Here is a 16,019-nt window from a genome sequence, read left to right on the forward strand (position 1 = left end):
TTGGAAGTTAGAAACTTGAGGAATTAAATAATTCCCTTCAATATATGTACTGGAGTAACCTACAGTATTGCCACCATCAACACGGTTAAAAATTTGTCTGTTATTGCTTTTTGTTTGTCCAACACTTGTGAAATTACCCAGTTGCAGGCGAGAGTCCCCTGATTCGAGCCATGAAATAAACTTATCTGTGTCAGTTTCTGGCTTAGAACTATACTCTTCAGCCATACTGCTAAAGGATAATAAACTACAGATGAATGCAGTGCTGAATTTGGCTAATCTCACAATTGGACTCCTGCTTAGTTACTGTGTACGCATAAGTTAAACTAAAAATAGAGGAGGTGTCAAGTTTTTTAGATGACAAGTGAAAGATTTTATACAGACAAGTTTGTACATAAAAAATCCATGATTTGTGAGTTCTACTCGCCGCAAAGTTAAAATTGAATTATGGAGGTGAAAGGCTTTAAAAGCTTTAAAAGCTTAAGAGTTTAAATCTGGCGAGTTAGTGAAGCCCTACTTTAAAATGTGAATAAGATTCGAATTAAATATTAAGATAGATAAAAATTCTGTAAAAAATTAAAGAATTTTTGCGAATGAACTCACCTGAGCTTTTTAGCAAGACTTTTAGCTCTTGCGGGAGCTTGTTTGAACTTCTATAATTCATGATGTTTTTTCAAACTAAGGAAAGTTTATGATCAATGAAGTAGAATGGTTCTGTTACTTAGGTGCAGAAAACCAGTTTTTCGATAGAGATACAATTATCCAGTTAATGCAAATAAGTCACACGGACGTTGATCTCATGACTTTTGCCCAAGCAGTGATAGATAATGGCTTAGCTACAGTCGAAAGTGTGCAACAGTTATTGGAGCATGCGACATATTACGCTAACGAGAGTGGCCCTTGTCCTCATAGCTTATTAGGCGCTGGAGGCACAGCTGCACCAGCGGAACAAGCCTCAGCCCAACAAGCGGCTCCACCCAGAGATCCAAATAGTGCGTACCCATTTTCGACTCAAGACTTCCCTGATTTAAGCCAAGCAACCGATTTACCCATGGAAGAATGTAAAGAACTTATGATTCAGTTCCTTCAAGCGGCACGTCGCAATGGTTCATCTGACGCGCATTTATCTGCCGATGCTTATCCCTTTGTTCGCCATTTTGGTATCAATTATCTTTTACGTGAACAAGCCATTATGACTCCAGATATGGCGAAGAAACTCAATTTATCCTTATTGGGTGAAAAGGATTTAAAAGCATTCGAAGAGGTCGGTGATTTAGATTATTGTTATTCCTTTTCAAGAACGGAACGCTACCGTAGTAATTTGATGGTGCACAATGATGGTGTGGAAGGCAGTTACCGTATTGTGAGTGAGGGGATCAAAACTCTTGCAGAGCTCGGTTTCCAAGAACCTGCAGTACTCGAAAAGTTGACCACCTATCACCAAGGTCTCATTCTGATTACGGGTCCAGCAAGTAGTGGTAAAACAACAACACTTGCCGCTATGGTCGATCTTATTAATAAAAACCGTAAAGACCATATCATTACGGTGGAAGATCCCGTTGAAATTTTGATTCCTTCAAAAGATTGTAACGTCAGTCAGCGTGAGCTACACACGGGAACAAAAAGTTTCGCAAATGCGCTCAAAGCCGCTTTACGTGAAGACCCGGACATTATCATTTTGGGTGAAATGCGAGATTTAGAAACGATTGAGATGGGACTCTCGGCTGCGGAAACCGGTCACTTGGTCATCGGAACACTGCATACCAATAGTGCTTCATCAACCTTGGACCGTATTCTCGATGTATTCCCACCAGATCAGCAATCACAGATTCGTGCGATGGTGGCAGAGAGTTTACGCGGCGTTATATGTCAGTACCTCGTTCCCAACAAAGACGAGACAGGCTTGCTCATGGCACCCGAAATTTTGATTGGTAACATTGCCGTTGCCAACCTCATTAAAGATAACAAAACATCACAGCTTACTTCCGTGATTGAAGTAGGTAAAAAGCAGGGCATGGTTTTGAAAGAAGATTCATTCTTACGTCTCTATCATGAAGGCAAAATATCCGCAGAGGCTGCTTTGCCGCATATTGTATCAGATGCAAAACGACGTGAAATACAAGGCTGAAATTAGGAGTTAATTATGGCAGCAGAAAGAATGGACGGTTTTTTAACCTACATGTTTGATAAAGGTGGATCAGATTTACACTTATTAAGTAATCACATTCCAAAGATTCGTAAAAGTGGTAACTTGGTAGAAATCGAAGGTGAAGGGGTCATCGGGCCCGATGAAATGGAAGGGGTTTTACAGAGTATTTGTCCTGATGAGAAATGGAAACAATACGTAGAGAATTTTGACCTCGACTTTGCCTACGAAATTACAGGTGTCGCACGTTTCCGTGTGAACTACATGCGTACAGTTGATGGCATGGCGGCAGTGATGCGTACCATTCCTACAGAAATTTTGACAATGGAACAACTAAAACTACCCGATACATTCAAAGATGTGGTTGAACAAGGATCTGGCTTGATTTTGGTAACGGGCCCTACGGGTTCAGGTAAATCCACAACTCTGGCGGCAATGATCAACCACATCAACGAGACTCAAAGTAAACATATTATTACTATTGAGGATCCGCTGGAATTCGTTCACCCCAATAAAGAAAGTATCATTGTGCAACGAGAAGTTCACGATCATACAAACTCTTTTAATATTGCCCTAAAAGGGGCGATGCGTGCCGACCCAGATATTGTCCTCGTAGGTGAGATGCGCGACCCAGAAACAATCGGTTTGGCGCTGTCTTGTGCAGCCATGGGTTTGATGGTTTTTGGTACGTTGCACACCAATAATGCTCCAAAAACAATTGACCGTATTATTGGTGCCTTCCCCGCAAAAGAACAGCCGCAAATTCGTGCGATGCTCGCAAGTACATTGCGGACTATTATCTCTCAGTTACTCTGTAAAACGACTGATGGGAAACGCTGTGCCTCGCACGAAATACTCTTATTCCACCCGGCTTTACCAGGTCTGATTCGCGAAGGTAAACTCAGTAGTATTCGCGGTGTGATTGAAGCAGGTGTGAAACAGGGTATGAAAACCATGGATATGGATTTGCTCCGCCTATATAAGGAAGGTCGAATTTCTGGTGAAGAAGCCTACATGAAAGCCGCCGAAAAAGCTGCTTTCCAAGATTTCTTACCTGCGGGTTACTTCGACGAAAAGTAATCCTAGAAATTAAATTCATGTTAAAAAACGCCTCTCTTTGGGGCGTTTTTTGTTGCTAGCCTAAATAGAGATATTTCTAAAGGCTTGACAAAAAAGATCTAACAATTATTATCCTTGCAATTCGTATATAAATTGGAGGATTTATGAAAACAGAATCGACACCTAGCTTCGCACTACAGCTTATAGCTTTATTCACTTTTTTTTCCTTAGCGTACATACTTCAGGGTCGACTATATCTTGATGCGGTGAGTAGCGCACACGAGAACTTCGGTCATCTCATGTTGGATGGAGGCCAGGTCTTCATTGCAGAATATTGGAGCCACCTTATACTCCGATATATTTTACCCGTTTCTTTGATTATGCTTTTAGGCGCCGCTTTTTCTGAAGTCTTGTGGACTAAGAAAAGCTATGTGTTTATGCTCTTCGTTAATTTTATTTCTTGGCCGAAAGTAGAAATGAACTCACCTGAGCTCAGCTTTACGATTTTATTTTCAGCGATTTTACTCGTGTCTTCGGTACTTATGCCTTCCTTAGTAAAAATGGCCATGGCTAAGTATAAAGAGAGAACAAAGGAAGCTCTAGAAACGGCAAATTTAAGCCAAGCAGAGTCAGTATCATGAACAAAGAAAAACTTTTTAACTTTTTAAAAAATATCGCTTTATTTATTACGGTTTTTTTTACTCTGCTGATCAGTTTTTATCTGTTGCTTGAGTATCATAGCTTATCGATTAGGGTAGATGCGAAGCTTCTTAAATCAGGTGTATTAGATCAGGTCTTTTTGAGAACAATGGTCTCATTTCTTGGCTTAGTCCTTGTACTTGCAGCAGCCTGTGATCGTTTTTGGTCAAAGCGTGGTTTTGCGATATCCGCAATTGTTTTTTTAGCTTACTTCCCTTTAGTTGGGAGCTTCGTCCAAGGCTATATCATGAGCTATTTGGTTTTGCCCCTTATATGCACTTGTCTTGTGGGCTTTCTCGCATCACAGATGAAAAAAGCAGAACGTGAAGAAATCGTTTATCTTAAAAATTTACAGCCAAGTTTTTCTTAATTGACTGGAGAATAGGGGATCGAGCGATTGTGCTTGTGCATGCGATAGTCGACAAACTCATGCAAAGTTTTTATGTTAAAGAAGGGGTTCCCCTGTAATTGCTCAGCAATTGTACTCGTCGCACAGCTAGCATAGTCATGTCCTGGTAAGACCGTCATAGAGGGGTCAAAGTTGGTGCCAATTTTATTAAGTGTATGGTACATCGCTTCAGGATCACCACCGCGCAAATTGCAACGTCCGCAACCATAAACAAAAACCGTGTCGCCTGTGAATAAATGATTATCGAGCTCATAACAAACCGAGCCCGGTGTATGACCTGGAGTGTGATGAATTTTGAGTTCAATTGAGCCTAACTTTATAAAGTCCCCACCTGAATGAAGTTTGGCATTTCGTCCAGCACCACCCCAGAAGCGATCTTCGATTTTGTGGATGTGAAGTTTGGCATCGCTACGGTGCAGAACTTGATCGACACCATTGACATGATCGTAGTGACTATGCGTCAAAAAGACTTCCTTAATTTCCCCTTCCATTTCTTCCGCGGCCCGGAAAATAGCGTCCACATCCCAGGCGGGATCAACAACGGCAATATCTGAAGTTTTCTTATCTTTGATTAGGTAGATGAAGTTATCCATATGACCTAATTTGAGACTCTTAATTTCATACATGGTGAATATCCTCCAATTCGTGTAAGCAACGGTAATAATAGCAATCTTTGATCAGTTCAGCATGGCTGCCGAGACCATTGAGTTCGCCTTTGAGCAAAACGGCAATCTGGTCGGCGTCACGCACAGTTGAGAGACGGTGAGCCACGATGATAACCGTTTTCTTGGTCATGGCAAAGTTAATGGTGGATTGGATGAGGCGTTCAGTCTCGGTATCAATATTAGCAGTGGCTTCATCAAAAATCAAAATTTGTGCAGGAGAGACCAAGGCGCGCATCAAGGCAACCAATTGTCTTTGACCCGCCGATAAACTTTCACCACCTTCATCGAGGATGGAATCGTAGCCATTTTCTAAAGATTTCACAAAGTGTTCTAAACCGGCGCGCTCCACCACTTCTGCGATCATAGCAAGAGAAATATCAGTGCGGCCCAAGGTGATATTAAAGTGAAGGCTTTCATGAAAAATAGCCGGTTCTTGAGGGACCATCACAATGTGGTGTTTGAGGATATCGCGTTGAATGAGGCTGAGTTGCTTGTTACCGATAATGATCTCCCCTTGAGTGGGTTCATAAAGGCGTGCGAGTAATTTGAGTAGGGTACTTTTACCCGATCCCGTGGGGCCAACCAGAGCCAGACTTGAGCCTTGGGGGATTCGCAGCTTAATGTCTTTGAGCACGGGTTCAGATTCAATATAGTGGAAACCCAGTTGTTTAATTTCGACTGAGGCATTTTCTATATCTTGATCACCCTTATCTGCGGGCAAGGCAATATTCAATATATTGCCGATTTTCCCCATGGCGGCAAAAGCCGCTTGCAGAACCGCAAAGCGCGAGCCCATCTCTTTTATGGGATCAAAGAGTTGGTGCAGGAGGTGAATCCAAGCAATCAGCAGACCAGATGAGATGAGCGGGTCAAAATCTGCATAAAAAATCAGGAATAATGCGAAGACCGCAAGAGTTAAAAATAGTAGCCCCTCAAGGAAGGAATAGAGGAAGGCATCCATGCTGATCGCTTTGATCGACTTATCGCGATACTCCTTACTCAAATGAGAAAACTCTTCACTTTGAACCTCGCCCAAATTAAAGAGCTGAATTTCTTTGCGCATGGCAACCGACTCATTGATCGAGGCGCTCAAAAAACCATTTACAGAGCGAATATCATCATAGAGCTTTCTGAGCTTAATGCGGAAGTAATTCACAATGATAACTACAGGAGGGAAAACGAGGAGGGTAATCCAGCCGAGTGTCGTATTTTTATAGAATATATAGCCCAAGATCCCAAAGATTTTAAGCGAGTCAGTGATCAGATAAGAGACGCCTTGGAGGAAAGTTTCCCCAATGCTTTCCACATCAGAGGTTGCGCGACTTACCAAAACTCCTGTGGGGCGTTTTTCATAATCCCAACGACCCATGAAAGAAACGTGTTCAACTACTTTTTTGCGCAGTTCGCTAAGGCTGCGAATGCCTCCGGATTGAATAAGGATATTGATAAGAGTACTCACCAAAGCATCGGCCAAAACCACCACAATAAAGAGCGTGGCAAATGTAATGAGAAGATCGACTCGACCAGCTTTAAAGCCGTCATCAATAGCCTGCTGAACAAAGGCAGGGCCTTGAATGGTCAGCCATACACTTATAGGCATAAGTAAGAAAGCTAAAATAAAGCGCTTTTTGTATTTCTTAGCAAGTTCTGTGAAAGTCCCGAGGTTTTTGAGATCACTCATGATTGGGCCTCTTCAATTTGTGCTAAGACATCACTTTTCTCTTGGTATTCACTCACACTTGCGTAAGAGGTATTAGACTTCAGTAGTTCTTCATGGGTACCAGAATCAATGATTTTTCCAGCTTCCAAAAGGAAGATTTTGTCACAGTTCTTAAGGGCAGAAATACGGTGGGAGATCAGGAGCAAAGTTTTGTCTTTGGTGGATTCGTAGAGTCTTTCAATAATTTTCACTTCAGTGGCATGATCGACCGCAGAAATAAAATCATCCATAATCACCAATTCGGCTTTGCGAACGAGGGAACGCAAGATCGAGAGACGTTGTTTTTGCCCTCCAGATAAATTAATGCCGTGTTCACCGAGCAAGGTATCTATCCCCTGAGAAAGTTTATCTAAATCAGGGCTTAAGCAACTCACCGCTAAGGCATCTTCAAAACCGAGTCGTTGGCCTTTTTCAGGAGAATTAGTCTCCACCATTTCGATATTTTCGCGGATGGTTTTTCCAAAGTGACGGCATTCTTGGCTTACTTGTGAGAAGAGTTCAGTGAGGACTTTTTGTTGAATGTCACAGCGGTCAATACCCTGTAAGCTGAGTTTATTCTTTTCAACGTCGAGCATACCAGAAATAATGTTGATCAGGGTTGTTTTTCCAGATCCCGTGCTTCCAAAGAAACCATATTTCTTGCCCTTTTCGATGACGAGAGAATCTATATTAAGCTCAAATTTAAATTCATTATCATGTTTCTTATTATAAGCGAAGTGAAGGTCTTTGATCTCAATAAATGGTTCTGAATCTTGGCTTCTTTTATCGAATTCTTCTCGTGAGTGAATCAGGCGGGCTTCTTCAATAACTTGCGCTTCTTTGGCGGCATCTTGAACTTTATATAGGCGTTCGAGCGATATCTCCCCCCGCTGCAATAAGGGAAGGAGGAAGCCCGCCGCCCGTAAAGGCCCTTGGATGACCCATAAATAGAGCATGAAAGAAACCACAGTGGCAATTCCCGCCGTTTGGTCAATGAGATCGTTTTTGATGAGGCCATAACGCAAAAGGATGTAAATCCCGATACCAGTTACTAAGCTTACCATAAACATAATAAAAACGCGCAAGGTCATGAATTTTTCAGCCGTATTTGCGTAGTCCGTATTAGCTTTATCGACTCGTTTGATAATAGAGTTATAAACGGGGAAGACTGCCATCAGTGCGTGAGCACGGAAGTGTTCGCGGATGACTTCAGTTAGATTACCCAAGAGCTTTTGGTTTTTGCGTCCCGTCGCCATCATTTTATTAGAGATCACTTTTGTGAGGGGTACCACCAAGATGAGGGGAATGAGCGAGTAAAGGCTGAGTCGCACACTCAAATTCAACATATGGTAGAGGCAGAAGCAGATCATGCCAAATGTATTGATAACGTGAAGCACGCCCATGGAGATCATTACGCGTACCGAGGTCACATCATTGGTTCCCGTACTGATCAAGTCGCCCGAAGTCCATTGACTGGAAGGGGGCAGTTGCAATAGAGATTGATACATGCTTTCCCTCACTTCGGATTCAATTTGGCGACCTGGAATAAAAATCAGCACCCGTGAGAGCGTTCTAAAAATAATAAGTCCCACGGCGGCGAGTAGTAAGTACGTCGCCACGTGACTAAGTTCGTCTTTAGTGGCTGTATTGAGAGGAAAGGCTTGGTCTTCCAAGGCACTGATTAAGCGTCCTGTAATCAGTGGAATAGAGCTGTGAATGACAATGGTGACAATCAAGCACAAAATGCCCCAAAAGTATATCGAGAGTTTTTTGGGTGGGTATTCTTTTAGAAATCGTCGGACGTTGGGGTAATTTTTCATAAGAGCAATATAAGCCATTGTCTTTAATTGAAAATCAAATGACACTAATGAAGGCTAATTATTACTCTTAGTATCGTTTCAGGGCACAAAAAAACCCCCGGGGTACCGAGGGTCTTTTGATAAACTGTACGTTTACGTCACCTATAAAACTACTACTTAGTCTTATGACGATTCTTACGGCTCTGCTTGCGACGTTTGTGCTTCGCAATTTTTGAGCGTCTTTTTTTACGGAGGTTACCCATGTGAAAACTCTTTTATTTTTAGTTAAATCAAAGTACGGCGCCTAAAGTAGCAGGAACTTATTATTAGTCAAAGTCATTTTTTTAATTTTTGGGAGTTGCTTACTGGCAAGCCTGTGCCACCTTAGATTTATGAAAAATACGAAACAACTGGGTATAATTGCAGGGCGTGGACACTACCCCTTTTTGATTTTGCGAGAGGCGCGAAAAAATGGCGTCGACAAAATTGCTGTTGCGGCTATTCAAGGGGATGCTTCCGAAGATCTCGAACAAGAATCCGATGCGATGGCTTGGGTCTACCCAGGACAAATTAATCGAACTATCAAATTTTTTCAAAAGCAGGGCATTACTGAGGCCGTTATGGTGGGGCAAGTCAAACCCTCTCGCTTGTTTACAGGGCTCAAACCTGATTTACGCACCCTATTCATGTTGGGAAAACTCAAGGAACGCAATGCAGATACTTTATTTTCTGCCGTGTGTAATGAATTTCAAAAATCGGGTATCACAATTCTTTCTGCGATCACTTATTTAGATGAACATCTGGCCGGTGAAGGCTTGCTCAATAATGTTAAAGCAGATAAATCTCGTTTAAGAGATGCGGAATACGCTTTTTCAGTAGCCAAGGAAGTGAGCCGTATGGATATCGGTCAGTCCGTAGTAGTGAAGCGCGGAACAATTTTGGCGGTCGAAGGTTTTGAGGGCACTGACAAGGCCATCATTCGTGGTGGAGAATTGGGACGCGGAGGAGTCACGGTCTGCAAAGTGACCAAACCCGATCACGACATGCGTTTTGATGTCCCCTGTATCGGCATGCGAACCGTAGATTCCTTGATTCAAGCGAAAGCACGTACTTTAGTAGTGGAGGCGAAGCGCACGCTCTTTATAGAAAAAGAACGGGTGCTTGAAGCTTTAGACCGAGCCAAAATTTCTGTGATTGGAAAGAACGCTTAACAATTTTTAACTTGAGTGCGAAGTACTTAGTTCGCCGACTTAAGGGTCGGCTGTCTTGTCCTGATATAGGTTGTCATCTAAAATAGGAAAAACCTATGAAAGATACAATAAGATATAGTGAATCATTTAAACAAAAAGTGGTAAACGAGATCTCCAAAGGTAAATTTATAAGCTGTGGAGAAGCGAGCCAAGCTTATGGGATATCAGGCTCTTGTACAGTAAGAGCCTGGGTCAAAAAGTATGGTAGAACAGACTTATTACCAAAGGTGATTAAAGTGGAAACAGAAAATGATATTGATGAGATTAAAGCTCTTAAAAAGCATATTGCTGAGTTAGAGAAAACAGTAACCGAACTAGCGATAAGTGATGTTATGAATAAAGCTTACTTTGATATAGCTTGTGATGAGTTCGGCGTATCTGATAAAGAAGCCTTCAAAAAAAAAGTCGGTGTGAAGCGGTCAAAAGAGTCAGATCAATGAATAGCCACTTTACTGTTAAACAACTTTGTAATCACCTCCATATGAGTCGGCAAAATTTCTATAAAAATAAATCTTTAAGCACCAAAAAAGAAGTAGATAGAAAACTTGTGATCGATCTTATTAAAGAACAACGTTGCATTCAATCTGAGCTCGGAATTCGAAAGCTGCAGAATATGTTAGTAGATAACTTCAAAGAGAATTCTATACAGATAGGACGAGATCGCTTATTCGATATAGCTCGCGAAGAACGCCTATTAATCAAAAGAAAGAGGAAGTACTGTCGAACTACTGACTCTAGGCATCGTTTTAAAGTCTACAAAAATCTAATAAAGGATAAGGTGTTAACCGCACCTAACCAGGTGTGGGTTTGTGATATAACCTACATCAGAGTTGCAAAAAGCTTTGTTTATCTAGCGTTAATCACAGATGCCTTCTCTAGAAAAATTATTGCTTATAATGTGGGAGAGAGTTTAGAAGCTGTAGGATGTATCAAAGCATTAAAGATGGCTTTAAAAAGTCTCCCAAAAGGGTCATACCCCATCCATCACTCTGACCGTGGGTCTCAGTACTGCTGTCACGATTACATTGAAATCTTGACGAATAGAAATCTTCCTGTCAGTATGACTGAAGAAAACCATTGCTATGAAAATTCAAAAGCTGAAAGAGTCAACGGAATACTGAAGTATGAATATCATTTACGCGAAACATTTAAGAACTTTAAAGATGCTAAAAAAGCAATTAAGCAGGCTATTTACTTATACAATAATTGTCGCCCTCATACAGCTTTGGAATATTCATTTCCAAGTGTTGTTCATGAAACACAATGTGCATAAATATTAGTCAATTAACATAAACAAAAGTGACAACTATTTTTCAGGACTTGACAGCAGGTCCTTACGGGGAGCTCGAGGGGCAGTGCTCCCTCGTGTGCGAAGCACTAATGAAAAGAAGAAAAGGCTTATTAACTACATAGGAAAAACGATTTAGCACAAAATAAAATCCTGAGGAGGAGAGGAAATGAAAGAGGAAAAAACGACTTTTGGTCAACGCTGTATTTACGCCTTTATGGGCTTTTTTTCATCAGCATTATTATTCACCCTTATTTGTAGCGGCTGCTATGTGGTTTTCCGCATTGGTCTCGATAAGCTTCTATTTATTGGAGGAGCTTTCACTTTTGGTTTCACCCTTTGGGGTGTGCTACCAAGCGTGAGTGTACATTAATTGGCGCATAAAAGGGTTGACAGTTGCTCCTCTTTATAGGTTGTAATATAACCATTATTTTCCAAAAAGGTCTCAATGGCTTTTCTTTTTACAGTGTTTTTTGCTTTTTTGTCTGAATGATTTTGTGATTCATTCAGAAGTTTATTTTCTATTTTTTGTATAGCTGTGATGGCCTCCTGTCTTTGTTTTTGAGTTTTAATATTTATTTTTCGAAACGAACTAAAAAAGACTGAGTTCGGCTCTCGCCGTCCAAGTGATCGTTTTTCTTTACAGTTTTCTTCATGAGCTGCGAGACAGGCTAGAATTGATAAGGTTCTACAATTAATGGGACAATCATGTTTTTGAGCGATGTCGTCGATTTGCTTTTTAAGCTGATTATTACTCTGTTCAATAGATCCATTATATTTACTGTAATAAGGTGGACTGGTCAGAGCTATGACTCCGTATTCAGCAAGAACTTGATCAACATATTGATTACAGAAATTTGCGCCATTATCCCGCTTAAGAACAAATGGAGCTCCAAAACGATCAAAAAGCTTTTTAAGATTTTGAGCTACTTCTTCACCTGTTTTAATAGGACCAGTAATTGGTGGAAGCAAATACTGGCTACCCAGGTCTTTAATATTATGAACCCAATATTTAGTGCCGTTTTGAGTGGTAAACTTGTGAGTGTCATCCATCGCCCAGCAATGCATTGATTCATGCCATTTAACAACTTTTAAATTCTCTCGAGTTTTCTGTTCTTCATGATGTTCTTCTCTAAGTTCATTGATCCGTTCCTGAATTTGACGCTGACTCAAGCCTTCAGCTTTTAAAGCCTCATGAAATTTCTTACTACCATGAGTTCGTTTGATTTTATGCTCAAGGAAACGTTCTATATCCAAATACTCTGACCAATTAAACTCAAAAAGGTCGGGCTGAGGAGGCATCCAGGTACGCCAGCGGTCCAGCTTCTTAAAACCAAAGCCGTGGCTGACTTTAATTTCCTTAAAACTACTTTTTTTACTAATGACGTCCTGAATGAGCATAATGCTTATTTCCTTTTTTTTTGACGAATTACTTTATCCGCACTGCGCTTAGAAAGCTGACTGGGAATATCCCCGTTGAGAATCTCCTGAATCTTCAGGCTCTGTTCTTTGACAATGATCTGCTTTTGGAGGTCTTTCACCTGATCTTTGAGCTGCTCTTTTTCCTGATCCACCACTTTGCGAGGGCGTCCGGGCTCTCCTGGTATTAAAGACTGGTGCATGGCTTTTAGGGCTTTCTCTTCCAACTCGTAATAAGTCTGGCGGGAGACTCCCAATTCTTCGCAGACTTGGACTACAGTTTTCTGTCCCGATCTCACTTGGAAGATCTTGAGCATCGTTTCGTTGATCTCTCTCATCACTTTTTCCTATGGTTCCATCTCCTGATCCGATACGTGGGGAATGTGACGGCTGAGTAACTTCTCCAGGCGTGGACTTAGAGTGTTCTGCTTTGCTTCTTTCCTCGCTGGCTCCATGGCTTTTAAGATAGCCTCCATCGCCTGATCCTGCCAGCGTTGAAGAGAGTTGGCGTTGACTCCGAGGTTCCGGCAGATTTCGCTCTGACTCGAACTTTCCGTCCAAATAGATAGGACAGCCTCGGTCTTCTCCTGCGCTGTGAATATCTTCCGTTCCCGTTTCTTCTTCGGCCTCCCTCGCTTGCTTGATGGTGCTGGTACTGAGTTCGCTTTGAGATCCTGATTCATCTCCTCTTTCGGGTTCTTCGCTGTCATTTTCTTCTTCTCCTAAGACTTCAAATATTTGCTCTTTTCTTGCTTCAACACCATCTACATTGAGCTTTACTTTGCCTTTCTCAGCTTCTAGGACAACACTCTGACCATTCATCCTACCAACCATATAAAAGGGCTGTTCGCTACGGCCTCGCAGAGCTTGTTCCAGAGTGTTTTTTTCGATACCACGCTCAATTACTTGGCGGATTTCACTGGCTACCTCAAAATATCGATCCGCCGGACAAAGACCTCCAATCCCCTGATGAGGACGCTGATGGTTATAGTATTTGATCCACAAGGTAATTCTTTGTTGAGCCGTCTCCATGCAGTCGAACTGGCAACGATCGAGGAATTCAGTCCAAATCGTTTTCCAAAAGCGTTCAATTTTACCCAAAGTCATGGGATGGTGAGGCTGAGAACGAATATGTTTGATACGGTCTTTCTTGAGCTCTTTTTCGAAGCGGGTTGTCCCACGCCAGTTAGTATACTGACGCCCATTATCCGTGAGCATTTCCGCAGGACAATTATATTCTCCGGTCGCCCGACGGTAGACTTCCAAAAGGTTCTCAGCTGTTTGACGACGGTAAAGGCCTAAGCCCACCATATAACGGGAATAATCATCAATAAAAGCTAAGAGATACGCTGCTTGTCCCCCAAGGCGAAAGCTGAAGATATCTGTCTGCCACATTTGGTTAGGACGACTACGTTCGAAAAAACGAGGCTTTTGAGGATTCTTACGAGGTTTTTTACGTTCTTTTTGAATGAGGTTTTCTTCATTAAGCGTTTTGCGTACCGTCTCAGGACTCGCTTTAAGAAAAAACACTCGTTTGAGAAGATCACTGATTCGCTTAATCCCAAAAATTGGATATTGCTTTTTAAGCTCAATGATCTTTTCTTTGGTCTCTGGATGAATCTGCTGACGACCTTTCTTACCTTTAGGCCTAGGTTTAAGACCTTGCGGACCTTCTTCATTATATCTTTTTATCCAGGCACCCAAACTTTTTAAGTTCGCACCACTTTCGGCTGCTACGAACTTTCTAGGATATCCCTCTTCGAGGCATAGCTTAACACACTTTAGTTTAAACTCGTAGCTATAATGGTTTTTACTTTTACGTTTCATGACAATTCCTTATTTTTGTTTAGGAACTGTCAGCCCTTTTTTTTAAATTTTATGGACATTCAGCCGATTGATAGCGCAGTTTTAATAAATATGGCTATGTTCATGGCGATCCAGTAAATAATATTGATCCCAGTGGAATGATTACATTAGCTGGAGTTCTAACAGCCACATTCAACATTGCAAGATTTTCATTATTTGCATTCAATGTATATAGTGCGGTGCGTGACGCATCTAAAGCATCTCAAAACCTTATTAACGCAGTTCATTCGGCTAGTGTAGGTAATATCTCAGATGCTTTAGGTTATACCGTGTTAGCTGTTGCATATGGAGCGTTGACGGCATTGTCAATACTCGGGGCAATGAGTGGTATTACAGGGTTGACTGGTGCAGGGCTTGCAAGTAATTTTGGAGGGCAAGCGTTAGCGGGAGTCAGTGGTGCCCGAGCAGTAGCAGTGATGGCAGTAGAAAATAGATCGATTCTTCAACAGATTTTAGTTGAGGCATTACCAGCAGTGGTTACAATAGCAAATTATTCTGTTGGAAATGGAGGTGGGGCACCCTCAAGTAATTCTTCTTCAAGACCTAGCCAAAAGCACCACTATGCGACAAATAAAAGTAAAAGGTATACAGCTCGATTACAAAGAATTGCTGACAAGTATGGATTGAAATTAGAGGAAAATTAAGGGACAGGCCTTAGAAAAAGGCTGATCGAAAAGGGTCTCAAATTGAGGCTCTTTTTCTGTGTTTAGGGGGTCAAATCTGATGCAAAACCTCGACTTTTTCTTTTAGTCGCTGATGGATCTGAAAATCTGACTGAATTCTTAGCCGATGGAGTACATTCACAGCTAAAATAAAAACGACTAAATCAAGACGATTGTGAGGTCGTCCTGAGTAAGTCGAATGTTTTGGGTTGATTTGAGGGCTAAATTCAGCCCGAAGGGGCTCCCCGCCGCCGAGGTTTCAGAGAATAAATATCATTCCATTCATCCTCAGTGTAAGGCTCATGAATTCTCTTCCATTTCATCTTTCCTGAGAACTTGGCCAACTTCTCTCGAACGAAAGCCTCAGATCCGATGACCAAGCACTTGGTGAAAAACCTGCACTTATGAATAAACAGATCATCCCACGGGAGAGCCTCCGGGTGCGTGTTGGTTTTTGTCAGCAGGTATTCTTTCACAGTTTTAGAATCAGCATTCTTATAACGACGTAAGCCTAGCATATAAGCCCTGAAAACCTCCCTAAAATGCTTTTGCTTATCTCTGACACCTTCCGCCTCGATACCACGACAAAAGAGATCAAAAAACTCATGGTCTGAGTTTCCGATACTTCCGCCAGCCAAGCGGTCAGCATATCCACAGAAAAAGAAATCTTTTGGATCAATGACAATTCCCGCACGAACTGGATTAAGACTGATGTAAGCCATGACCCGAAGTAGAGAATCTGATTGAGCCGAAACCTCAATCATTTCAGAGTCAAATCTCTGACCAAAAAGACGCCCCCAAGATTGATGCTCTCGATTAAACCACTGAACGAACCTCTGTTCAAAGTTTCCAACAACAAAAGAAATATCGTGAATTTTCTCTCTGAAATCATCCTTTTGATCTGAATTTAAAAACTCAATTTCTTCATTACCCTTGTATAAACGATAACGATTCAAAAGTTCCACATCATCCATGTTCGAAGTAGGGGGGATCTTAATCAATAAATGAAAATGATTATCCATAAAGACGTAATCAATTACCTGATAACTGAGCTTAGCGGA

At 41.6% G+C, this 16,019-nt stretch carries 16 protein-coding genes; 9 read left to right on the forward strand and 7 right to left on the reverse strand.

The annotated features are described in order from the left end of the window. The coding region (locus tag LNTAR_RS23740; RefSeq protein WP_007281322.1) for a hypothetical protein at positions 1–282 on the reverse strand (282 nt) is incomplete at its 3' end. Between the two features lie 406 nt (positions 283–688). On the opposite strand from LNTAR_RS23740, the gene LNTAR_RS23745 reads away from it, so the two are divergent. From LNTAR_RS23745 to LNTAR_RS23760, 4 genes are all read left to right on the forward strand, one after another. Beyond that, entirely contained in the window at positions 689–2,125 is a 1,437-nt protein-coding gene (locus LNTAR_RS23745) for a type IV pilus twitching motility protein PilT (protein WP_007281323.1), read from the forward strand. A 15-nt stretch (positions 2,126–2,140) separates the two neighbouring features. Then, positions 2,141–3,223 (forward strand): type IV pilus twitching motility protein PilT, encoded by a 1,083-nt coding sequence (locus LNTAR_RS23750; RefSeq protein WP_007281324.1) that lies wholly within the window; start codon positions 2,141–2,143, stop codon positions 3,221–3,223. Between the two features lie 143 nt (positions 3,224–3,366). Then, positions 3,367–3,843 carry a hypothetical protein gene (locus LNTAR_RS23755; protein WP_007281325.1) on the forward strand — a complete coding sequence of 159 codons (477 nt, stop codon included), beginning with the start codon at positions 3,367–3,369 and terminating at the stop codon, positions 3,841–3,843. After that, positions 3,840–4,271, forward strand: coding sequence for a hypothetical protein (locus LNTAR_RS23760; RefSeq protein WP_007281326.1), 432 nt, complete (start codon positions 3,840–3,842; stop codon positions 4,269–4,271). Before LNTAR_RS23755 ends, LNTAR_RS23760 begins: the two co-directional genes overlap by 4 nt. Here LNTAR_RS23760 and LNTAR_RS23765 read toward each other — a convergent pair. The 3 genes from LNTAR_RS23765 to LNTAR_RS23775 are packed head-to-tail and all read right to left on the reverse strand — an operon-like array spanning position 4,268 to position 8,539. After that, positions 4,268–4,936 carry an MBL fold metallo-hydrolase gene (locus LNTAR_RS23765; protein ID WP_007281327.1) on the reverse strand — a complete coding sequence of 223 codons (669 nt, stop codon included), beginning with the start codon at positions 4,934–4,936 and terminating at the stop codon, positions 4,268–4,270. The genes LNTAR_RS23760 and LNTAR_RS23765 overlap by 4 nt on opposite strands. Next, positions 4,929–6,656, reverse strand: a complete 1,728-nt coding sequence (locus tag LNTAR_RS23770) for an ABC transporter ATP-binding protein (protein WP_007281328.1) — start codon at positions 6,654–6,656, stop codon at positions 4,929–4,931. The genes LNTAR_RS23765 and LNTAR_RS23770 overlap by 8 nt, the downstream gene beginning before the upstream one ends. Then, positions 6,653–8,539 (reverse strand): ABC transporter ATP-binding protein, encoded by a 1,887-nt coding sequence (locus tag LNTAR_RS23775; protein ID WP_157473830.1) that lies wholly within the window; start codon positions 8,537–8,539, stop codon positions 6,653–6,655. The genes LNTAR_RS23770 and LNTAR_RS23775 overlap by 4 nt, the downstream gene beginning before the upstream one ends. Positions 8,540–8,865: 326 nt before the next feature. Between LNTAR_RS23775 and LNTAR_RS23780 the strand changes: the two genes are divergently transcribed. The 4 genes from LNTAR_RS23780 (at position 8,866) to LNTAR_RS23795 (ending at position 11,384) form a co-directional block, all read left to right on the forward strand. Beyond that, positions 8,866–9,684 (forward strand): LpxI family protein, encoded by an 819-nt coding sequence (locus LNTAR_RS23780; protein WP_007281331.1) that lies wholly within the window; start codon positions 8,866–8,868, stop codon positions 9,682–9,684. 95 nt (positions 9,685–9,779) lie between these two features. Beyond that, on the forward strand, positions 9,780–10,163 hold the full coding sequence (locus LNTAR_RS23785; protein WP_007277235.1) for a transposase: 384 nt from the start codon (positions 9,780–9,782) through the stop codon (positions 10,161–10,163). Continuing rightward, positions 10,160–10,996 carry an IS3 family transposase gene (locus LNTAR_RS23790; protein WP_007277234.1) on the forward strand — a complete coding sequence of 279 codons (837 nt, stop codon included), beginning with the start codon at positions 10,160–10,162 and terminating at the stop codon, positions 10,994–10,996. Before LNTAR_RS23785 ends, LNTAR_RS23790 begins: the two co-directional genes overlap by 4 nt. Before the next feature lie 184 nt (positions 10,997–11,180). Continuing rightward, a complete protein-coding gene (locus tag LNTAR_RS23795) occupies positions 11,181–11,384 on the forward strand; it encodes a hypothetical protein (protein WP_007281332.1) in 204 nt (67 codons plus the stop codon). Here LNTAR_RS23795 and LNTAR_RS23800 read toward each other — a convergent pair. Further along, on the reverse strand, positions 11,381–12,412 hold the full coding sequence (locus LNTAR_RS23800; protein ID WP_007281333.1) for an integrase catalytic domain-containing protein: 1,032 nt from the start codon (positions 12,410–12,412) through the stop codon (positions 11,381–11,383). The two genes, LNTAR_RS23795 and LNTAR_RS23800, sit on opposite strands and share 4 nt — an antisense overlap. Positions 12,413–12,460: 48 nt before the next feature. Beyond that, positions 12,461–14,257 carry an IS481 family transposase gene (locus LNTAR_RS28535; RefSeq protein WP_007281334.1) on the reverse strand — a complete coding sequence of 599 codons (1,797 nt, stop codon included), beginning with the start codon at positions 14,255–14,257 and terminating at the stop codon, positions 12,461–12,463. Between the two features lie 137 nt (positions 14,258–14,394). On the opposite strand from LNTAR_RS28535, the gene LNTAR_RS23810 reads away from it, so the two are divergent. Next, complete coding sequence (locus tag LNTAR_RS23810) at positions 14,395–14,940, forward strand: hypothetical protein (protein WP_007281335.1); 546 nt, start codon at positions 14,395–14,397, stop codon at positions 14,938–14,940. Positions 14,941–15,185: 245 nt separating this feature from the next. Here the strand turns inward: LNTAR_RS23810 and LNTAR_RS23815 are convergent. Continuing rightward, positions 15,186–16,019: hypothetical protein (locus LNTAR_RS23815; protein ID WP_007281336.1), on the reverse strand; the 834-nt coding region annotated here is incomplete at its 5' end.

Source organism: Lentisphaera araneosa HTCC2155, from assembly GCF_000170755.1.
In the GTDB taxonomy this organism is placed as follows: Bacteria; Verrucomicrobiota; Lentisphaeria; order Lentisphaerales; family Lentisphaeraceae; genus Lentisphaera; species Lentisphaera araneosa.